This is a genomic window from Lactobacillus sp. UMNPBX15, from assembly GCF_002553785.1.
GTDB lineage: Bacteria > Bacillota > Bacilli > Lactobacillales > Lactobacillaceae > Lactobacillus > Lactobacillus crispatus.
This window is the reverse complement of the sequence record NZ_PCYV01000002.1, coordinates 70,666-92,007: the sequence shown is the minus strand read 5'-3', so window position 1 is coordinate 92,007 and position 21,342 is coordinate 70,666. Positions and strand designations below refer to the sequence as shown.

The 21,342-nt window shown below is 38.1% G+C and carries 24 protein-coding genes; 21 read left to right on the top strand and 3 right to left on the bottom strand.

What is annotated here, in order from left to right:
- The first annotated feature begins 94 nt into the window (after positions 1 to 94).
- From CP366_RS01340 to CP366_RS01315, 6 genes are all read left to right on the top strand, one after another.
- A complete protein-coding gene (locus CP366_RS01340; protein WP_005721791.1) occupies positions 95 to 337 on the top strand; it encodes a hypothetical protein in 243 nt (80 codons plus the stop codon).
- Positions 338 to 464: 127 nt separating this feature from the next.
- Positions 465 to 1,088, top strand: a complete 624-nt coding sequence (locus CP366_RS01335; RefSeq protein ID WP_065990758.1) for a TetR/AcrR family transcriptional regulator — start codon at positions 465 to 467, stop codon at positions 1,086 to 1,088.
- A gap of 152 nt (positions 1,089 to 1,240) precedes the next feature.
- Complete coding sequence (locus CP366_RS01330) at positions 1,241 to 1,780, top strand: NADPH-dependent FMN reductase (RefSeq protein WP_023488165.1); 540 nt, start codon at positions 1,241 to 1,243, stop codon at positions 1,778 to 1,780.
- 13 nt (positions 1,781 to 1,793) lie between these two features.
- Positions 1,794 to 2,342 carry an NADPH-dependent FMN reductase gene (locus tag CP366_RS01325; RefSeq protein ID WP_005720960.1) on the top strand — a complete coding sequence of 183 codons (549 nt, stop codon included), beginning with the start codon at positions 1,794 to 1,796 and terminating at the stop codon, positions 2,340 to 2,342.
- Between the two features lie 91 nt (positions 2,343 to 2,433).
- A complete protein-coding gene (locus tag CP366_RS01320; protein ID WP_005721790.1) occupies positions 2,434 to 3,225 on the top strand; it encodes a tyrosine-protein phosphatase in 792 nt (263 codons plus the stop codon).
- 2 nt (positions 3,226 to 3,227) lie between these two features.
- Entirely contained in the window at positions 3,228 to 4,157 is a 930-nt protein-coding gene (locus CP366_RS01315; RefSeq protein ID WP_089147719.1) for an FAD:protein FMN transferase, read from the top strand.
- Positions 4,158 to 4,249: 92 nt separating this feature from the next.
- Here CP366_RS01315 and CP366_RS10625 read toward each other — a convergent pair whose 3' ends face one another.
- Entirely contained in the window at positions 4,250 to 4,417 is a 168-nt protein-coding gene (locus tag CP366_RS10625) for a putative holin-like toxin (RefSeq protein WP_158182144.1), read from the bottom strand.
- A gap of 156 nt (positions 4,418 to 4,573) precedes the next feature.
- Positions 4,574 to 5,110 (bottom strand): CvpA family protein, encoded by a 537-nt coding sequence (locus CP366_RS01305; RefSeq protein ID WP_005720964.1) that lies wholly within the window; start codon positions 5,108 to 5,110, stop codon positions 4,574 to 4,576.
- 161 nt (positions 5,111 to 5,271) lie between these two features.
- On the opposite strand from CP366_RS01305, the gene rsmG reads away from it, so the two are divergent.
- The 11 genes from rsmG (at position 5,272) to CP366_RS01250 (ending at position 16,275) form a co-directional block, all read left to right on the top strand.
- Positions 5,272 to 5,994, top strand: coding sequence for a 16S rRNA (guanine(527)-N(7))-methyltransferase RsmG (gene rsmG / locus CP366_RS01300; RefSeq protein WP_005720965.1), 723 nt, complete (start codon positions 5,272 to 5,274; stop codon positions 5,992 to 5,994).
- 17 nt (positions 5,995 to 6,011) lie between these two features.
- Entirely contained in the window at positions 6,012 to 6,848 is an 837-nt protein-coding gene (noc, locus tag CP366_RS01295) for a nucleoid occlusion protein (protein WP_089147718.1), read from the top strand.
- Between the two features lie 18 nt (positions 6,849 to 6,866).
- Positions 6,867 to 7,646, top strand: coding sequence for a ParA family protein (locus tag CP366_RS01290; protein WP_005721788.1), 780 nt, complete (start codon positions 6,867 to 6,869; stop codon positions 7,644 to 7,646).
- A complete protein-coding gene (locus CP366_RS01285; protein ID WP_089147717.1) occupies positions 7,624 to 8,511 on the top strand; it encodes a ParB/RepB/Spo0J family partition protein in 888 nt (295 codons plus the stop codon). Before CP366_RS01290 ends, CP366_RS01285 begins: the two co-directional genes overlap by 23 nt.
- On the top strand, positions 8,504 to 8,767 hold the full coding sequence (locus CP366_RS01280; RefSeq protein ID WP_065990751.1) for a DUF951 domain-containing protein: 264 nt from the start codon (positions 8,504 to 8,506) through the stop codon (positions 8,765 to 8,767). The genes CP366_RS01285 and CP366_RS01280 overlap by 8 nt, the downstream gene beginning before the upstream one ends.
- Before the next feature lie 53 nt (positions 8,768 to 8,820).
- Positions 8,821 to 9,921: a redox-regulated ATPase YchF gene (gene ychF / locus CP366_RS01275; RefSeq protein ID WP_005720971.1), complete on the top strand. Its 1,101-nt coding sequence runs from the start codon at positions 8,821 to 8,823 to the stop codon at positions 9,919 to 9,921.
- Between the two features lie 8 nt (positions 9,922 to 9,929).
- A complete protein-coding gene (locus CP366_RS01270) occupies positions 9,930 to 10,715 on the top strand; it encodes a DUF1129 family protein (protein WP_065990749.1) in 786 nt (261 codons plus the stop codon).
- A 146-nt stretch (positions 10,716 to 10,861) separates the two neighbouring features.
- Complete coding sequence (locus CP366_RS01265) at positions 10,862 to 12,586, top strand: ABC transporter ATP-binding protein (RefSeq protein WP_089147716.1); 1,725 nt, start codon at positions 10,862 to 10,864, stop codon at positions 12,584 to 12,586.
- 21 nt (positions 12,587 to 12,607) lie between these two features.
- Positions 12,608 to 14,461, top strand: a complete 1,854-nt coding sequence (locus tag CP366_RS01260; RefSeq protein WP_061205199.1) for an ABC transporter ATP-binding protein — start codon at positions 12,608 to 12,610, stop codon at positions 14,459 to 14,461.
- Between the two features lie 82 nt (positions 14,462 to 14,543).
- A complete protein-coding gene (locus tag CP366_RS01255; protein ID WP_224761823.1) occupies positions 14,544 to 14,855 on the top strand; it encodes a hypothetical protein in 312 nt (103 codons plus the stop codon).
- A gap of 178 nt (positions 14,856 to 15,033) precedes the next feature.
- Positions 15,034 to 16,275, top strand: a complete 1,242-nt coding sequence (locus CP366_RS01250; RefSeq protein WP_089143634.1) for an RNA-guided endonuclease TnpB family protein — start codon at positions 15,034 to 15,036, stop codon at positions 16,273 to 16,275.
- A 223-nt stretch (positions 16,276 to 16,498) separates the two neighbouring features.
- On the opposite strand, the gene CP366_RS01245 is transcribed toward CP366_RS01250, so the two are convergent.
- Positions 16,499 to 16,792 (bottom strand): toxin-antitoxin system HicB family antitoxin, encoded by a 294-nt coding sequence (locus tag CP366_RS01245; protein ID WP_081307150.1) that lies wholly within the window; start codon positions 16,790 to 16,792, stop codon positions 16,499 to 16,501.
- 187 nt (positions 16,793 to 16,979) lie between these two features.
- Here CP366_RS01245 and CP366_RS01240 point away from each other — a divergent pair, with 187 nt between their 5' ends.
- Genes CP366_RS01240 through CP366_RS01225 form a run of 4 tightly spaced genes read left to right on the top strand, consistent with a single transcriptional unit; the run spans position 16,980 to position 21,205 of the window.
- Complete coding sequence (locus tag CP366_RS01240; protein ID WP_005720977.1) at positions 16,980 to 17,666, top strand: response regulator transcription factor; 687 nt, start codon at positions 16,980 to 16,982, stop codon at positions 17,664 to 17,666.
- A 1-nt stretch (position 17,667) separates the two neighbouring features.
- Positions 17,668 to 18,822, top strand: coding sequence for a cell wall metabolism sensor histidine kinase WalK (locus CP366_RS01235; protein ID WP_005723778.1), 1,155 nt, complete (start codon positions 17,668 to 17,670; stop codon positions 18,820 to 18,822).
- 52 nt (positions 18,823 to 18,874) lie between these two features.
- Positions 18,875 to 20,446 carry a UDP-N-acetylmuramoyl-L-alanyl-D-glutamate--2,6-diaminopimelate ligase gene (locus CP366_RS01230; RefSeq protein ID WP_005720979.1) on the top strand — a complete coding sequence of 524 codons (1,572 nt, stop codon included), beginning with the start codon at positions 18,875 to 18,877 and terminating at the stop codon, positions 20,444 to 20,446.
- Between the two features lie 9 nt (positions 20,447 to 20,455).
- Positions 20,456 to 21,205, top strand: coding sequence for an aspartate/glutamate racemase family protein (locus CP366_RS01225; RefSeq protein ID WP_089143635.1), 750 nt, complete (start codon positions 20,456 to 20,458; stop codon positions 21,203 to 21,205).
- The last annotated feature ends 137 nt before the right edge of the window (positions 21,206 to 21,342 follow it).

The following is a 21,342-nucleotide window of genomic DNA, read 5'->3' as shown; positions in this document are numbered from 1 at the left end:
CTTTCTAATTCTTTTGATTTTGTAATATAATTATAATAGAAATTTTTAAATTTTTAATTTTATTTGTTTTAGAACAAAAAGAGGTTGCAATAGAATGAGTAGTAAACCAGAAAATAAATCGATTGAATTGACAACGGATTATGCAAATCATTCGATTAATATGAAGTTCTCAGATAACCTGACAGATGATCGTGAACGCGGCTATATTTTATCTGCTGCATTCTTTTCGTTTTGTGCTGCACAAGGATTGGACAAGCAAGCAGTTATTGAAATGGCTTCTTCACATTATGATCAATTTACAGGAGACAACGGCTCATCGCTATTTAAGCGATTATAATATTTTTTAATAAGTTAGTGTATAAGACTTGCAATTGTTATTTTTTTGGATATATTATAGTGATGAAGAAAAGAAAACAAGTGTATTGAAAAGCACATGTTTTATACAATGATTGAGGTGCATTAAAATGGCAAGAAAAAAAGAAATTAGTAAAGACAAGATTTTAGATACAGCCTACAAGATGGCAATCAAGGATGGTATTGAAGGTTTGACTGCTCGTGGCATTGCTAAAGCAGGACACTTCTCAACCCAACCTTTGTATCTAGAATTTAACAACATGGATGATCTTCGCAATCAAGTTTTGAGAAGAATCTCTAATGACTTGAGAACTCATACTTTACAACAAAAGTACGTTGGTGAACCTTTGATTGACTTGGATTTGTCATACATTGATTTTGCTCAAGCTCATGTTAACTTGTTTAGAGCAATGTTCGTTGATGGCAAGTTTGGTAGCAAGATCATCGCTGACACTTTGATGGAACTTGGAACTGAAAAGTTCAAGGAACAATATCCTGATGTTGATTACGATGATCAAAAGATTCATGACATCGTAATTGCTAACTGGATTTCTACTACAGGTATGGCTGCATTGGTTGTTAATGAGATTGCAAGCTTCAGCCAAACTCAAATCGTCAATGTGTTGAATGCTCAAATCCACGATGCTATGCTTAACAATCGTCTCAGCGAAACTCAAGAAAACCCAATGTTTGCTGCCGACGAAGAAGCTTCGCTTAAGGATAACTTGGCATAGAAATTTCACCAATCATTTGTGCTTTTCATTCAGTAGAGGGTGCCTTCATTATCGAAGGCGTTTTTTCTTGTTGTTATTAAAATTAAAATGACATAAATTAAGCTACATTAGTCTATAATGATAACTAAGAAGATTTTTGAAAGGTGATTTTTATGAAGGTATTAGCTTTATCGGGCTCCAATGCCGATAACTCATTTAACGAAAAATTACTTAAAGCCATTATTAAGGACTTAGGCGATAAGTATGATTTTGACTTTGCGACTGTTAAGGGCTTACCTATGTATAAAGAAGGCGTTGATGCTCCTGCTAGCGTATTAGCTTTAGGTAAAAAAATTGCTGATGCAGATATGGTTTTGATCGCTTCACCAGAACAGCAACACTCAGTTTCAAGTGCCTTAAAGAGTGCACTTGAATGGCTTTCTAGTTCTGTTCACCCATTCCATGATAAGCCAGTAGTTATTGTGTCAACTTCACCAATGCCTCAAGGTGCGTCTCGTTCGCAAACTCGCTTGAAGAGCATTTTGGGCGCACCTGGTTTTAGTGCTCATGTCTTTGCTGGTGACGAATTTATGATGGGTTTGGCACCAAAACAATTTGATGATAAAGGCGACTTGACCGATGCAGGTACACTTAAGTTTTTGAATCACTTCTTTGATGAAGTTGATGATTGGTATGCACAACTTACTAAATAGGGGGCTTATTTAAATGAAAATTTTAGCAATTGTTGGTACAAACGCTCCATTTTCTTTCAATCGTTTTTTAGCAAAATTTATTGCTAAGCGTTATGGTGAGCAAGCTGATATTGAAGTTAAAGAAATCGATCAACTTAAGCCTTTCTGTAGAACTGATGAGCCAGATGATGTTACTAAGAAGTGGATCGAGGATGTTAAGAATGCGGATGGTGTAATTTTGGCTACACCAGAATATGATCACTCAATTCCAGCTGCCTTAAAGAGTGCGCTTGAATGGTTAGGTTCACATGCTGGTCCTAATGTGATGAAGATGAAGCCGGCTGCAGTTGTTGGTACTTCATACGGTATTCAAGGATCTAGTCGTGCGCAAGAAGATGCTCGTGAAATCTTGCTTTCACCAGACATGAGTGCCAATGTTTTGCCAGGCAATGAAATCTTAATTGGCGGTGCTGCAAGCAATTTTGATAAAGAAACTGGCGATTTGACCAATGAAGATTACATTAAGCAACTAGATGCTATGATGGCTAACTTTATTAAATTTGTTGAACAAGCTAACAAATAATTTTGCGTGACTTGCCTCGTGATAGTAAAATTACCGGATAGGGACACTATCCGGCTTTTTTATCAAAATACTTAATAAAGAGATGAAATTAATGAAACCAAATATTTTGCCATTAGAAAAAGTTTGTAATCCGCGTGATTTAGGGGGATATGTTGGCTATCAGGGACGTAAGGTCAAGATGCATCGGTTATTAAGAACGGGCAAGATTAGCAACATAACGAGACATGATCAAGAGTTTTTGCTCAATTATGGCTTGACTAAGATTATTGATTTGCGTTCACCAACTGAATGTGACCATTGTCCAGACAGCAAAATCCCTGGCGTAGAGCATTTCTGTATTCCAATTTCTGTTGATGACAACACCAAAGGCGGTAAGAAAGACTTAACCCAAGTATTCGCAACTTATCGTCAAGATCAGTATGCTGGCTTTAGAATGATGTGTGAGCGTTACAAGTCACATGTATTGAAAGAACACGCTCAACATAGCTTGCATAAAATTTTAGAGCTGTTGGCCAATACTGAAAAAGGTGCTGTACTTTATCATTGTTCAGAAGGAAAAGACAGAACTGGATTGGTAACTGTAGTCTTGTTATATCTGCTTGGCGTAGATATGGAAACAATTAGACAGGACTATTTGTACTCAAATTATATGCTTAATAACTATCGGGCCAAAAGAGATAAAAAAATGCAAGAAGAGGGCGAGAATCTTTGTTTTCGCGCTAATATGCGAATTTTAGGTTCAGTTTCTGATGCTTTTTTGGATACTTCATTAATCGCTATTGAGCAGAATTTTGGTAGTTTCGATAACTTTTTACAAGAAAAAATTGGCGTAACGACAGAACTACGTGAAGCGTTGCGTGATTTATATTTGGAAGAGAAATAATTATGATTAAAGATTTAGCATTAGAGCAGGTGGTTGGTGATCATCATGCTTTAGGAACTTCAATTACATTGCAGATTTTTGGTACTCAAAATCGTGATCTATTACAAAAATCATTTGATTTAATTGATCATTACGAAGATATTTTTACCGTTAATCGAGATGAATCTGAAGTAATGGATATCAATCATGCTGCTGGAGAACATCCAGTACAGGTCTCTAGTGCTGTGTATGGTTTGGTTAAATTGGCAGTAGAAAAGAGCCGTGAGAATTTTGGCTTTAATGCTCTGATTGGACCAGTTGTTAAGCTTTGGCATATCGGTTTTAAAGGCGCACATGTTCCTAAAGATGAAGAAATTAAAGATAGAATGCTGTTAACTGACCCATTTAAGGTGGTTTTAAATGACAGTGACCAATCTGTTTTTCTTAAAATGAAGGGCATGGAGCTGGACCTAGGTGGAATTGCTAAGGGTTGGATTGCCGACCGAATTCGTGACTTGTGGCGTGCATATGGCGTTGAAGCAGGAATTATTAATCTGGGCGGTAATATCTTGTTAGTTGGTGATTCGCCTAAAAGAATTAGTGGCCAGTGGTCAATTGGTGTGCAAGATCCTAAACAGCCGCGAGGCGACAATATTACGTCAGTTATGGTGCCTGAATGCTCAGCCGTTACTAGTGGGACATATGAGCGATACTTAGTAGTTAACGGTAAAAAGTATCACCATTTGATTGATCCTAGAACCGGGTATCCTGTAAATACTGATTTAGCTGGTGTGACTACTTTTACCAAAACATCGGTTGAAGCAGAAATTGAATGCAAACGATTATTCTTTGCTGGCAAGCCACTAAAGGGTTGGCATGATAACCCTGATCGAATTGGTGCAATCTTTGTTTATAATGATGAACATATTGAATATGATAATTTCGGTGATTAGTGAAATATGCTATAATAACTAAAGAAAAAGGAGTCCTAGGGACTCCAAGCAGCCCGCTTTAAGAGCGGCGGCTTCAAATGTTAAATTTTACGTTAAACGCTACTCAATAACTGGTCAAAGTATGTTTGAGCAGCGTTTTTTATTTTTTTGTGGTGGTCAATATATGTCAGCAAAGCCAACAAAAATGTACCGAACAAAAGCATCAAGGAGATACTCTCGTAAACCGACATGGCTGGAACCCTTTCATCAATGTAGCCCATAGGCCTCACCTCCGGGGAAAAACAGCCGCCGTTCATAAAACTTCCTGCGCTAATAAGTATATCGAATGTTGGTTCATAAATGTAGTATTAATTTAGTTAAAACATATCAAGAAAGATCTGCTCAGTATGATACAAGCAGATCTTTTTTGATATATTTTATCCCACAGTTTTGCCAATATTAAAGATATTATTGAAGACACCGTTTGAAAGCCCCGGTGTGTTGTAAATGATAAACCTCAAAAAACTAGAATCAATTGTTTGCTGCATAAACCATGGATTTTGTAGTGCATTGAACATGGACAAAACTACATAAACAACAAAATAACTAGCAATTAGGGAGGCTAGAGCACCCAAGACATTGTCGAGAATACTGCCTAAGTTAGTCGCATGTGGATTTTTGTTAGGAATCCAGCTTTTGACAATCTTCATGATCATTTTGCCCACGAAGAAAACAATAAAGAAAGCGACAAAGCGTGCAATCATTAATTCCACGTTGTTAGTGGAGTTAGTCTTAATCATTTCTCCAGTGTATTGTGTGTATAGCCAATTACCGAATGGATTTTGCATGAAAATGGCAACCATAAAGACAATGGCGGAACAGATTAAACCGATGATATAGCGTGTAAAGCCGGTTTTATAGCCTAAATATGTTTTATATGCTAAGTAAGCTAAAACAATTAAAGTAACAATCATATTTTTAACTCCTTTGCGCCTTATTATACCCTATTTTGCGGGCGGCAAAACTTTGACGATTGAGTAAAAATACTTCATAATTGATAAGATGAAATATCTTTACTAATCAATGCATTTTGCGTTAAATTTAGAGGTGTGAAACACGGTTTCACGGGTGAAAAATGAATCCTGAAAAATTTATTTTAGAACTATCAAAACACAATTTTAAATTAACTGACCAACAAATTGAACAATTTAAAATATATTTTAATTATTTGATCGAAGTTAATGAGCATGTCAATTTGACACGAATTACCGAAGAAGATGAGGTTTACCTTAAGCACTTTTATGACAGTATTACGCCGCTGTTTACTTTTGGCGATGTTTTTAAAGATGGTGCTACTCTTTGTGATGTTGGTGCTGGTGCTGGTTTTCCATCAATTCCGCTCAAGATTTTGCAGCCAGAATTGAAGATTACCATTGTTGATTCTTTGGCAAAACGATTGACTTTTTTAAAGAACTTAATTACTAAGTTAGACTTGAAAGACGTCGAATTAGTTCATGGCCGCGCTGAAGACGTTGGTCAAAATAAGCTTTATCGAGAAAAGTTCGATCTCGTTACTGCTCGTGCGGTTGCGCGGATGAGTGTTTTGAGTGAATATTGCTTGCCTTTGGTGAAAAAAGATGGTTACTTTATTGCCCTCAAGGGACCAAAAGCCGAAGATGAATTGGATGATGGTCAAAAAGCTCTTGAATTGCTGGGCGGTAAGCTGATTAAGGAAGAAGAATTGACTCTACCTGAGAGCGAAGAAGAACGAACTCTAATCTTAGTTCAAAAAGTCAAAGCAACACCTAAAAAGTATCCACGTCAAGCAGGCACCCCGCGGCGCAAACCGATTCATTAAACAGAAAGGGGTATATTATGTCATTATTTTCTTTTATGCATCATGATGATGAAATTCCTAAGAATAAACAGGTTCAAGATCTTGAATTGAGCAAGATTGTTCCTAACCGCTATCAACCACGGCGTGAATTTTCTGATGATTCAATTAAAGAATTAGCTGAAACACTTGATAAGGATGGCTTGCTCCAACCTATCGTAGTTCGTGAAGGTGGTGATGACGAGCAATATGAGATTATTGCAGGTGAAAGGCGTTATCGTGCAGCTAAAAGCTTGAGCTGGCAGACTATTCCTGCGATCGTCAAGAATATGAGTGATGATCAAGCTGCTTCATTAGCTTTGATTGAGAACTTACAGCGTGAAGACTTAAATCCAATTGATGAGGCAAAAGCTTATACTAATTTAATGGAATTGAATGATTTGACTCAAACTGCTTTGGCTAAAAATATGGGTAAGTCTCAATCTTATGTGGCTAACAAATTGCGCTTATTGAAGCTGGATGATAATGTGCAGCAAGCTTTGATTGCTGGCAAAATTACCGCTCGTCATGGTCGTGCAATGATCGGCTTAAGTAATGCAGATCAAGATCGCGTTTTGACAGAAATTGAAGCAAAAGGCTTAAACGTTAAACAAACTGAAGAGATTGTGCAAGATGTGGATGCTTACTTTAACCCTAAGCCTAAGGCTAAAAAAGAAGCTAAGCGGGTCGTTAGCCGAGTTCCTAAAGACTTAAAGGTACAAATTAACACCATTAAGAAGGCGGTTAAGTTAGCCGAAGATTCAGGAATTAAAGTCAAAGTAACAGAAAATAAAGATCCGGATTATTATAAGATCACAATTGAATTGAAAAGGAAGTAATAGGGAAGGATGAACAATATGGTAAATGTAATTTCGGTTGCAAACCAAAAAGGTGGCGTAGGTAAAACCACTACGACCATCAATTTAGCAGCCTCAATTGCCGACCGTGGTTATCGCGTTTTAATTGTGGATATTGATCCACAAGGTAACGCTACCTCTGGTTTAGGAATTGAAAAATCAGAGATTGACCAGGACATTTACAATGTTTTGATTGACGAAATTCCTATTCAAGATACTATTCACCATACTTCAACGCCAAAGCTAGATATGGTTCCAGCCACAATCAACTTGTCTGGTGCTGAAACGGAACTAATTTCAATGATGGCTCGGGAAACGCGCTTGAAGTCAGCTTTAGATGCAATTAGCGATCAATATGATTTTGTCTTTATTGACTGTCCGCCATCATTAGGGCAACTTTCAATTAATGCTTTTACTGCATCTGATTCAATTTTGATTCCAGTTCAGAGTGAATATTATGCTATGGAAGGACTTAGCCAACTTTTGAACACAATTCGTTTAGTCCAAAAGCATTTTAATAAAGATCTTGGCGTAGAAGGCGTTTTGTTAACAATGCTTGATGCCAGAACTAACTTGGGTGCTGAAGTGGTTAAAGAAGTGCAGTCCTACTTTAGCAAGAAAGTTTATAAGACCATCATTCCTCGAATTACTAAATTAGCTGAGGCCCCAAGTTATGGTCAGCCAATTACAGAATATGCACCAAAATCTCGTGGTGCCAAGGTATATGATGATTTAGCAAAAGAGGTGTTAAAAGCTCATGACAAGAGACTCAAGAAGTAAAGAGCCAAGAAAAAAGGGCGGCCTAGGTCGTGGTCTTGAAGCCTTATTTGAGGATGAGCCTCAAGTTCAAGAGGCAGAAGAAGTCCAAGAACTCGATTTGGGCGATATTCGGCCGAATCCTTATCAGCCTAGAAAAAGATTTGATGATAAGAGATTAAAAGAACTGTCGGATTCTATTAAGGAAAATGGTGTTTTCCAGCCAATTATCGTGCGCGAATCAGTTAATGGATATGAGATCATTGCTGGTGAGCGTCGTTTCCGTGCTTCTAAATTGGCTAAGAAGAAGACTATTCCAGCAATTATTCGCAAGTTTAACGAAAGCCAAATGATGGAAGTGGCAGTTCTAGAAAACTTGCAGCGTGAAGATTTAACTCCACTTGAAGAGGCGCAAGCTTATGAAATGCTGCAGAAGAATCTTGGCTTAACGCAAGAAGAAGTTTCGAAGCGGATGGGTAAGTCGCGACCATATATTGCTAATTATTTGCGTTTGCTCACTTTACCTAGCAAGACTAAGCGTTTACTCCAACATGGTGAACTGTCGATGGGACAAGCTAGAACGCTTTTAAGTTTGAAAGATAAGGAAAAGATTGATGCGCTGGCTAAGCGAGTAGTCAAGGAAGGGATGCCGGTGCGTAAGGTTGAAGCGGTAGTCAGTGAATTGAACGCTAAAAAACCTCGCAGCAAAAAGACCGTCAAGAAATCGGCCTTTATCCGGGCTAGCGAAAGCCAATTGGCTAATAAGTTTGGCTCTAGCGTCAATATTTCAGAAACACAAAAAGGTAAGGGTCATTTATCGATTGATTTTGCTTCAACTGATGAATTGAACCGGATTCTTGATTTGTTAGGTGTTGATTTAGATGGCTAAAGAAATTACTTATAATTTGGCTGATACAGTTCAAATGAAGAAACCACATGCTTGCCAAACTAATGACTGGGAAATTTTGCGCATGGGTGCTGATATCAAATTAAAATGTATGGGTTGTGGGCACATAGTCATGATGCCGCGCAGCGAGTTTAACCGGAAGCTAAAAAAGCTATTAACTAAGGCGAATGATCCGGTTAATGCAAAAAAAGAGCAATATGTGCCAAAAGATCGTATCGCTCGGCCAAATTTTGGATAAAATAGACAAGTAAGTAAAAATAAAAAATTGATTTTAGAAAAAGAGGACAACAAATGTCATTAACTGCTGGTATTGTTGGTTTACCAAACGTTGGTAAGTCAACTTTGTTTAATGCGATTACTAAGGCTGGTGCCGAAATGGCTAACTATCCATTTGCCACCATTGAACCAAATGTCGGAATGGTTGAAGTTCCTGACAAGCGTTTGGCAAGAATTCAAGAATTGATTCCTGCTAAGAAGATTGTGCACACAACTTTTGAATTTACCGATATTGCTGGATTGGTTAAGGGTGCTTCAAAAGGTGAAGGTCTTGGTAACAAGTTCCTTGAAAACATCCGTCAAACTGATGCCATCGTTCACGTTGTTCGTGCCTTTGATGATGACAATATTACCTCAGTTACTGGTAAGGTTGATCCAGAAGAAGATATTAATACTATTAACTTGGAACTTGCTATTGCGGACCTCGATGCTGTTAACCGCAGAATCAATAAGGTAAAAAAGGTTGCTCAACAAGGCGATAAGGAAGCCAAGGCTGAAATGGCTGTTTTGAATAAATTGCAGCCAGTACTTGAAGAAGGTAATGCTGCCCGTTCAATTGACTTTAATGAAGATGAACAAAAGATTGTTAAGGGCTTGTTCTTGTTAACTTCCAAGCCAGTTATCTACGTTGCTAACATCGCTGAAGATTCAATGGCTGATCCAGAAAGCGACAAGTATTACCAAATCGTTAAGAAGCATGCCGAAAGCGAAGGTGCAGAATGCTTAGGTATTTCTGCTGCAACTGAAGAAGAAATCGCTGGTATGGCTGATGATGAAAAGAAAGAATTCCTTGAGATGGAAGGCGTAGAAGAATCAGGCTTGGATCGTTTGATTCGTGCTGCATATCATATCTTAGGCCTTAGAACTTTCTTTACTGCCGGTGGTCCTGAAACCCGTGCCTGGACTTTCCACAAGGGGATGAAAGCTCCACAAGTTGCTGGTGTTATTCACTCAGACTTTGAGCGTGGTTTTATTCGAGCTGAAGTTGTTTCATTTGATGATTTAGACAAGCTTGAAACTATGCAAAAGGTTAAAGAAGCTGGTAAGCTGCGTCTTGAAGGTAAAGATTACGAAGTTCAAGACGGTGACATTATTGAATTTAGATTTAACGTCTAGGAGTAAGAATGGCTGAAGAGACAAAGAGAGAACAAGATCAAACAAAAATTAACACTGAAAAACAAGCTAAATTAAAGAAGCAAGCTGAGCTTGATACTCAGGATGAAAAAATTAAGCAGGAAGATCCAAAAGTTTTGCGTGAAAAGTTGAGTAACAAGAACAGTGACTATGTTTTTCGTCTAGAAAAAGAACTGCAAAAACAAGGTTCAATGTCACGTGCTGATGCAGTTGCGATGACTAATGGCTTGCTCAGTGAAATTATTATTGCCCAACGTCATGGGCAACCAGCCAATGGGCTTTACCTGGCTTCACCAGCAATTAAGGCTGAACAAATGCTTCATCCTAAGAAAAAGCCAGTGGCTACACCAACTTGGCAATTGATGGTTGATGGTAGTTTGCTTTATTCAGCACTGTTTTTTGCCATCTTTGGGGTAATGGCTTCATTTGAAAGTGGCAAACAAGCTTACAACGCACAGTGGGGCGTGTTAACTTTAGCAAGTATTGGTATTTTAATGGGTATAGTAATGGTCAAGTACAATGACTTACTGGTACCACAGGCAGGAAAACGACCTTCATGGGTTAAACTGATTCTAGGTGGAGTAGTTGTTGTGGTAATTATGCTTGTTGTATTGACCGTTTTGGCAACTCCATTATTACGTCCTATTAACCCTGTTTTGCCAGGACCAATTGATGTGGCTATTGCGGTAGTTGCTTATGGTGTACGTTATTTATTCAGAAAGCACTACAATATTATTGGTTCCGCATTTGCACCAAGGCCACAACAACATAAATAATTTACCTGTTTTGCAAGCGTGTTAATTGAATTTTTGAAAAAATAAGCACATACTTAACGTTAATAGTTAAAAAAAGATAAATGGAGATTATCCATTTATCTTTTTGTTTGCGAGATTAAAAGAAATGAATAGAAAGGTGGGTCTCTATGATCAAAACGTTGAGCAAATCAATCAGGCAATATAAAAAATTGTCTTTGCTCTCACCAGCTTTCGTTATCGGTGAAGTTATTATCGAAATGCTGATCCCATATTTGGTCGGTATTTTGATCGACAACGGAATTATGAAGGGGGATATGTCCTACATTAGCAAAATGGGAATACTGCTCTTAGTATTAACCATTATTTCACTAGCTTTGGGTGCAGGTGCTAGTTATGTTTCAGCGCATGCTGCCGCTGGCTTTGCAGCCAACTTGCGCCAAGATATGTTCTACCATATGCAGGACTATTCTTTTGAAAATATTGATCACTTTTCAAGTGCCAGTTTAGTTACACGTTTGACTACTGACGTTAACAACGTGCAAATGGCATATCAAATGATCATCAGAATTGCTGTTAGAGCACCAATGATGTTCATCGTTTCAATTATTATGTCAATTATTATTAGTCCGCGTTTATCATTAATCTTTGCAGTTTTAGGACCGGTTTTTGCAATTGCTTTGGGTTTGATTATTAAAACCGCTTATCCATACTTTCCTAAGATTTTTAGAGGGTATGACCGAATGAACCAAGTTGTGCGTGAAAACGTACGTGGTATTCGTGAAGTTAAGACTTACGTCCAAGAACAATCGCAGATTAAAGAATTCAAGAAGTCATCAGGTTTTATTTACAAGTTATTTGCGACTGCACAAAAGATTATGTCTTTGAACGCATTAGTAGTTGCAGCTGTTTTGAATATTTCAACGCTGTCAATCTGCTGGTTCGGTGCAAAAGAAGTGGTTGGCGGTAGTTTACAAACTGGTCAATTAATTTCAATGTTTACTTATTCAAACTCAGTTTTGTTTAGTTTAAACATTTTAGCTATGATTACTACGCAATTGGTTATCTCAGGTGCCAGTGGTCGTCGTATTGCTTCAGTGATTACGGAAGAACCAACAATTGAAGATCCTAAGAAGCCATTGAAACGTTTGACCAATGGTGAAATTATCTTTGATCACGTTAGCTTTAAGTACGAACCTGCGGACAAGGCTGATGCTTTAAAAGATATCAATTTGCACATTAGGCCAGGTGAAACAATCGGGATTATTGGTGAAACAGGTTCATCGAAGTCAACCTTGGTTTCAATGATTCCGCGTCTTTATGATGTTACTTCTGGTGCCGTTCGGGTTGCAGGACACAACGTTAAGTCATATGACTTGAAGACCTTGCGTGATAACGTTGCGATGGTTTTACAAAAGAATGTGCTGTTCACAGGAACGATTAAGGATAACCTCAAGTGGGGTAACGAAAATGCAACCGATGAACAAGTTGTTGCCGCTGCTAAAATCGCCCATGCTGATGGTTTTATTCGTGAAATGCCAGATGGTTATGACACAATGGTGGAACAAGGCGGTAACAACGTTTCTGGTGGGCAAAAGCAAAGAATTACTATTGCCAGAGCCTTGCTTAAGAATCCGAAGATCTTGATCTTAGATGACTCCACCTCAGCTGTTGATACCAGTACTGAACGACAAATTAGAACGTCTTTGGCTAAAGATATGCCAGAAACTACTAAAATCATTATTTCACAAAGAATTGTTTCAATTAAGGATGCTGATCGGATTATCGTCATGGATCATGGTCAAATTCAAGCTATTGGAACCCACGATGAATTGATGAAGACTAACGAACTTTATAGTTCAATCGCTAAATTCCAGGAAGAACAAGGAAAGTAGGTGAGCAATTTGGATCAAGCAATGGAAAAAAGTAAAAATCAAACAAAGGGTAGCAGAACCAAAATATTATTGCGCCTATTGAAACTGGTTAATAGTACGAGTCCATGGATGCTCATCGTTTCCATGATCACTATTGTACTAGCAGCTGCCAGCAACGTTATTGGCTCGTTATTCATTGAACGTTTGATCAATAATTATATTGTGCCTTTAACTAAAGAAAAAGTTCCTAACTATGGCCCTCTAGCTACTGCAATTGCGGTAATGTTTGGGATCTATGCTATTGGCTTTTTATCCAACTACCTCTTTAACATGTTAATGGGTGTTTTGGCACAAAAGGTCCAATACCGTGTTCGTAACGAAATGTTTACCCACATGGAAAGCTTGCCAATTTCATACTTTGACCAAAATGAATTTGGCGATATCATGTCGCGTTATACTAACGATATTGATACCTTGATGCAGATGATTTCACAGTCAATTCCACAGTTTACTAACTCAGCTTTGAGTTTGTTATTCGTGGTTGTCGCTATGTTCTCACTTAGTTGGCAATTGACGGTCTTCTCCTTCATTATCTTTGCTTTATCATTTGGAATTGTGCGCTACTTAACGGTTAGATCAAGTCACTTCTTCCAAGTCCAACAAAAGAAGCTGGGCCAAATCAATGGTTATAATGAAGAAATGCTTAATGGTTTGAAGGTCATCAAGGTCTTCAGCCATGAGCCACAATCTAAGGAAGGCTTTGACAAATATAATGATGAGTTGCGTCAAGCCTCAGGTAAGGCTAACACTTACGCTACAATTTTATTCCCAATTATGGGTAACATGGGTAACTTGCTTTACGTTTTGATCGCCTTTGTTGGTGGTGCTGCTGCAATTAATAGTTGGGCTCCGCTTTCACTTGGTGCCATTGGTTCATTCTTACAGTTATCTAAGCAATTCAGTATGCCAATTGCCCAAATTTCGCAACAATTAAACTCTATTGTAATGGCTTTAGCTGGTGCAGAAAGAATTTTCAACTTGGAAGATCAAAAGTCAGAAGCTGACCAAGGTACAGTTACTCTTTCTAAGAAAAACGATGAAGTCGGCAGTAAGTGGTACTGGAATGTACCACAAAAAGATGGCTCAACCAAGAAGGTTCAAGTACGTGGTCATATTATTTTTGATCATGTTAACTTTAGCTACGTACCAGATCATCAGATCTTGCATGACATTTCCATTAATGCCAAACCGGGAATGAAGGTAGCTTTAGTTGGTGAAACCGGTGCAGGTAAGACAACCATCTCTAACATGCTTAACCGTTTCTACGATATTGATTCAGGAACGATTACTTATGACGGTATTCCAATTAAAAACATTAAAAAAGATGATTTGAGAAAATCACTTTCAATTGTTTTACAGGAAACCCATCTCTTTACTGGCACAATTATGGACAATATCCGCTTTGGTAATCCAGATGCCAGTGATGACGATGTTTATCAAGCAGCCAAGTTATCACACGCAGATGAATTTATCCATGACCTTGATCACGGTTATGAAACTGTGATTGATGGTGATGGCGGCGACCTTTCACAAGGGCAAATACAGCTGTTGTCAATTGCGCGGGCAATGATTGCTGATGAGCCAGTAATGATTCTTGATGAAGCTACCTCAAGTATTGATACTCGAACTGAAAAAATGGTTCAAGCCGGGATGGACAACTTGCTTACTGGTAGAACTAGTTTTGTTATTGCTCACCGTCTGTCAACGATTGTTAACTCAGATTTAATCTTGGTACTTGATCATGGTCATATTATTGAACATGGTAACCATGATGAATTAATCAAGCAAAAGGGTTACTACTATGAACTCTACACTGGCAAGAAGGAAATTCAATAAGCGTTAAACAAGGCAGCTGCTATTTATCGTGTTAGGATAAGGGCAGAAAGAAGGCCTTTATTATGAAAAAGGGAGTCTATGGTTGGTATCAATCTTATTGGTACTGCTTGGCGTGATGGTCTACTGGGATCATGGTTTTAAAGATTTTGGTCGGCCAGGGATGATCTTAACTTCAGTTTTACTTGTTTTAACGATTTTGATTGCATTCTTTGCGACAGTTAGTGATACCTTTAATTCTTGGATCGGCTCCTGGTGGGTTATTCCAGATGGTATCTTGTTCGGTTTTGCTAGCATGCTTGATTATGCAACAGCACCTAAGATCTGCTGTTTTGCTTTGCTATTTATCGTCTGCGTTTATGTCGAAACTAAATTGCATGATGATAAGGTAAAGTAAATAGAATGAATACACGTTTTTCATTGATAAACTTGGGACTGATTAAGCAAGGATACCCCGTATTTAATGCGGGGAGGAATTGCACTTTCAGTCCCTTTTTTCCTTTCTATAATTTATATATTTCACTACTTAAATACGATATAATACATAGTGAATATCATAAAGGGGGGTGATTATTTTGGATCAGTCTATAACTATTAAAGCACAACTACTTAATATTGATGGTGAAACTGCAAGTGCGTTTAGAGATACTGTGCTTATGTATCGTGATGCTTGCAACTTTATTTCTCAATATGTTTTTGACCATGATTTTGAATTGCATCAAGCTAAATTGAACAAAGCTTTATATCATGATTTGCGTGATAAGTTTGCCCTTAAAAGTCAAATGGCTCAATCCGCAATCAAAACTGTAATTGCACGCTATAAGACGGTTAAGACGCAATTAAGTCAAAAGCCTTATCGCTATGATACTGGCAAAAAAGATTCCAAAGGACATGCTATCTGGTCACAATTTCCACGTGATCTTTCTTGGCTTTGGCAGCCTATTTCCTTTAAACGCCCACAGCTTGATTTACAGCGTGGTCGGGATTGGTCTTACAAAGCTACTACTAATCAGCTATCCTTAAATACCCTGCAAGGCAGAAAGGCAGTTGATTTTGCTTGCAAGGGTTTTGATCAATACCTTGATGAAAGCAAGTGGAAATTTGGCTCGCTTAAACTACTGCAATTTAGAAACAAATGGTATGTACATTTAAGTGCCACAATCTCATTACCTGACTTTCAAGCCTCACAAGCTGAGCATGTTGTTGGAATTGATCGTGGATTGCGCTTTTTAGCTTCTTGTTATGATGAACAAGGCAAAACCCTGTTTTATAATGGGCAGAAAGTATTGCGTAAAAGACGGAAATATAAGAAACTGCGTGCTCAGCTTCAAGCCAAGGGTACTAAATCTGCCAAAAGAAGATTGAAGAAGATTGGTCAACGAGAGAACCGCTGGATGAGCGATGTCAACCATTGCTTAACTAAGACACTCATTGACCATTATGGATCTAACACAATCTTTGCATTAGAAGATTTAACCGATGTGCGCTTTGCTACTGAGAAGTCCTCAAAAGATCGGCGCTATGAAATGGTATCGTGGGCTTTTTACCAATTTGAGCAGTTTTTGACTTACAAAGCCAACTTAAACTCTTCTGCTGTAGTTAAAGTCCCAGCTAAATATACCAGTCAGCGCTGCCCTAAGTGTGGACGGATTCGCAAGGAAAATCGAAATCATGATTTGCATTTGTACGTTTGTGACAAATGTGGCTATAAGTCAAATGATGATCGTCTTGCCTCAATGAATATCCAATTTTTAGGCACGCTATACCGCAGTGGTGAAGAGGCACCGCAGTTTAATAAACAAGCATCTGCCGAGTAAATCTTGGCAGATAAACGGGCATAGTCAACTGCCCGATGATGTAGTCTCTTTAGGTGGGAGTCACAAGACGCTAATACCACTATCTGTAAGCAGATGAGAACTACAAACCCCTGAATTTATTCAGGGGTAGTTGATGATGGAGAAACGTGTATTTTTTAGTACTAGAATTTCCCATAGAAAAATCTTCGAAATTTGTGGTTATATTTCGAAGGCTTTTTTTGATTTATTCTTGTGCTAATTTACTTACAATGAATGCGTTTAAAGAAACATTTTCGTCTTCGGCTTCTTCAGCTAGGTGAGCGTGTAATGATTTAGGCATTCTTAATAATAATTTTCCTGAATATTTTTTGGTTAATGGTTCAGGAATTTTTACATTGCGTCGAAGACAAGATGAAAACCATGCTTTTTTTGCTTCTTCTAGTTCAGCCATTCCTTCTTCTAGATCATCACCATAGGCAATTAGGCCAGGAAGTCTTGGTACTGTTACTCTGTAGTAAGTTTCACCATCATCTTCCATAATTTTTTGAAATTCAGTCTTTTCTTACTGGCTTTTGCCGAAACTTTTCTTCTAATTTTTTAGAAAAAATAAAGATAGGGGATGATCTTAGGCCTTTTTATGAAAAATGGGTAAAATAGGGATAAGATTTGCTAAACTATAAATAGTTAATTCGAAGAATAATAAACAAGAAGGGGGAACATTCCTCGTGAAAATTTTAGTTGTTGATGATGACAAAGAAATCGTAGAACTATTAAGTATCTACCTTAAAAATGAAGGCTATGAACCTGTCGCAGCTTACAGCGGCAAGGAAGCAATTACTAAATTGACCACTACGCCAGATATCGTTTTGATGATTTTGGATGTGATGATGCCAAATATGTCAGGAATCGATGTAATTAAGGAAGTTAGAAAAGACTCCGATATTCCAATTATTATTGTTTCTGCTAAAACCGGTGATATGGACAAGATTCAAGGATTAATCACTGGTGCCGATGACTATGTTTCTAAGCCATTCAATCCACTTGAAGTAATGGCTCGTGTACGTTCACTTTTGAGAAGAAGTCAAAAGCAAGTTAAGAATGAAAAACCAGATATTTTGGAAGTAGGACCATTGGTAATTAACCGTGATTCACATGAAGTTAAGACTATTGATGGTAAGACTATCCAATTAACTGCCTTAGAATTCGGCATCTTATACTTACTTGCTAGTCACCCTAACCGTGTTTTTTCAGCTGATGAAATCTTTGAACGTGTTTGGCAACAAGAATCAATTGTTTCAGCTAAAACTGTCATGGTACACGTGTCACACCTTCGTGATAAAATTCAAAAAGCCACTGATGGTGAGGATGTCATCCAAACTGTTTGGGGCGTAGGTTACAAGGTCGAGGCATAAGATGAAAAAAGAACGCGTCAAGCTAACTGGCGCCGAAAAGAGCGAATTGTTTGCAGAAGGGGTCGTAACGGTCGTCCTTCTGCTTTTATTAAATTTATCAATTATCATTCTGATTCACTTAGCTATTTTGCAGGATGAAAGCCTGGTCAACGGAATCTACTTTCTAAAAAAGACGATCACTTTTGCAGGTGGCTATCATCTTTGGTCCTGGCAAAACGTATTCATCGTCTTAATGGGAGTGGGCGACTTGGTTGTTTTGTACTGGCGCTTGATTCGACGCTATCACCAAATGCAGCTACGTCACATTATTTTGGAACTTCACTATATTGCTAATGGTCATTTTGATCATCGGATTAATTTTCGGGTACGACCAGAATTGCAACGAGTAGTGGATTCGATTAATTCGTTGGTTGATAGTACTGTAAATTCGATTAATGAAGAACGGGCAATTGAGCAATCTAAGGATGAATTGATCACTAATGTTTCCCACGATATCAGAACGCCGCTAACATCAATTATTGGTTATCTTGGTTTGTTAAAAGCAGGAGTGACTTCGCCAGAAGATCAGAAAAAGTATGTCAATATTGCCTATACTAAGGCAGAACAAATGAAAGCACTGGCTAACGATCTGTTTGAATATACTACTTTAAAGTCGACCAATACTAAGTTAAATCTGAATGATTTGCATATTTATTCAATGTTGGAGCAGGTAGCGGCCGGCTTTGAATTAGAAGCAGAAAAAAATGGCATTGAAATAGAGATTGAAGCGCGGCCAAAGAATCTAACGATTAAGGCTGATGCGGAAAAGCTGGTCCGCGTTTACAATAATTTGATTTCTAATGCTTTCAAGTATGGTACAGGGGCAACTAAAATTAAATTGGTAGCCAATTTAGTCAACAAACGTGAAGTAGAGTTGCGCGTTGAAAATAATGGGGCACCAATTCCGAAGAAATCATTAAATAAAATCTTTGAGCGTTTTTACCGGGTAGAAACTTCGCGAAATACTAAGACAGGCGGAACTGGTCTGGGATTATCTATCACCAAAGGTGTGGTTGATTTACACCATGGTACAATTCGCTGTGAATCAAACGAAAAGTGGACTAGTTTTATTATTCGTTTGCCACTTGATCCGAAGAAAGCGTCACCAACACACTAGCTGTGTTATAATTTTGACTGAAATGTTTTAAATACAACGAGGAGAAAAGCTAATGAGTATTTCCTTAAATACCTGTATATTAATCTTAAAAGAGCATCACTTGCTCAAGTCAAGCGCAGTGCAAGATACAGTAGCTACTAAAATGGACTATGTGTCTTATGACTCACGCGATATTCAAACTAATACATTGTTCTTCTGCAAGGGAGCAGGCTTTAGACCAACTTATTTGTCAATGGCTAAAGACAATGGGGCCATTTGTTATGTAGCTGAACAACCATATCCAGAAGGAAAAGGAATGCACGCTTTAATTGTGCGCGATGTTTCTAAGGCAATGGCTCTTTTGTCAGCTGCTTTCTTCCGTTTTCCACAAGATGACTTGTTTGTTGTAGCTTTCACTGGTACAAAGGGAAAGACTACATCAGCATACTTTTTGAAAGGGATGCTTGATCAAGCAAATGGTGGTAAGACAGCTCTGATTTCTTCAGTTAATGATGTGGTCGGACCTAAGCCTGAAGATAGCTTTAAGTCAAGCTTGACCACACCAGAGAGTTTGGACTTATTCCGAGACATGAGAACGGCTGTTGATAATGGCATGACTCACTTGGTAATGGAAGTTTCTAGTCAAGCATATAAGAAAAATCGTGTCTTCGGTTTAACTTATGATTTAGGCTTTTTCCTGAATATTAGTCCAGACCATATTGGTCCTAACGAACACCCTAATTTTGCAGATTATTTGCATTGCAAATTACAATTGCTTGTTAACTCACGTAAATGTATTATCAACGCTGAAACTGCACACTTTGATGAAGTCTACGCTGCCGCAACAACTACTACCAACCCCGATAGTATTTATTTGTTTGCCCGCGATAATTTTGAAAATCCAGACTTGAAGCAGCCAATTGATTTCAGATTCTCTTCTGAACAATTAGATATGAAAGAAACTCGGTTCAATTTAGTTTGTGCTAGTGATAAGGCACGTAAATTGCCAATTAATGGTGATTATACTTTAAAGATGCTGGGTGATTTCAACGAGTCAAATGGTACTGCCGCAATTATTGGAGCAGGCTTGGCTGGACTTAACCATGATCAATGTGCGAAGGGTATTCGCGATGTTACTATTCCAGGCCGGATGCAAACCGAGAGAACAAAGAAGCACGGCATGGTTGTAGTTGACTACGCTCATAATAAGGCCTCAATGATGGCTTTAATGAGATTTATGCGTAACGAATTCAACGATCCTAAGATTATTGTTGTTGTTGGAGCTCCTGGTGATAAAGGCGTGTCACGTCGTCCCGGTTTTAGTGAAAGTTTGACTGCATACGCAGATAAAGCATTTTTAACTACAGACGATCCGGGCTTTGAAGATCCAAAGAGTATTGCCGAAGAAATTGATTCAGGAATAGATCACTCTAAGTGCGACGTTACTATTGAGTTAGATCGTAAGAAGGCCATTCATGATGCGATTGCCATGGCTACGCCAGATGATGTTGTGCTAATCTGTGGTAAGGGGGCTGACGCTTTCCAAAAGATTCGCGGAGTAAATACTCCATATCCATCTGATATTGTGGTTGCACAGCAGGTAATTAATGAGTTGGAAGGTCAAGAAGAACACTTTAGAAAGTAAGTGAAAATAGTGAAACACTTCTTTAGTATTATTGGCGGCATGGGAACTATTGCCACAGAAAGCTACGTTCGTTTAATTAATCACCGTGTAAAAATAGCTAAGGACCAAGATTATTTAAATTATATTTTGGTTAATGATGCACAAATTCCTGATAGAACGGCTTATATTAAAGATCATACTAAACCAAACTTTTTCTATGATTTACGTGACGATGTGCTGGGCCAAGCCAAATTGGGACCAGACTTCTATGTGATGCCATGCAATACCGCTCACTATTTTTATGATGATTTGGCTGCATTGACTGATATTCCATTTTTACACATGATGAGAATAGCAGTGCATCAATTTATTGAAAAATACCCACAAGAAAAGAAAATTGGCTTGATTGCGACTGAAGGGTCAATTTATGACCATCTATATGAAGATGAAATTCACCGTGTTAAACGAGAAGTTGAATTCGGTGGACCAGAGATTCAGCCAATGGTGACTAAGTTAATTTATCGCGATATTAAGGAAAAAGGCGTCGTTGATGGTAAGCTATATCATCAGATTCTGCAAAAAATGCATGATGATTACGGCTGTAATGTGATTTTGTTGGGCTGCACAGAACTGTCTTTGGCCCAGGAAAAAGCACCAGATCATCCTTACAATGTGATTGACCCACAATCAATTATTGCGGATGTATCGATTGAATTAGCTTTGAAGATTCGTAATGGTATGGATTCTAAAAAAGCATGTGCTAAGTATATGTATAAGTAACTCTGCAATGAGGTAAAAAGCTCTGCTACTTGCAGAGTTTTTTATTAAAATAAATGAATCGATGAAGAACATGAAAGATTCTAAAATGGTTGTAGGGATGCATCCTGATATTAATGAAAAAGTCGAAAAAGAGGGAT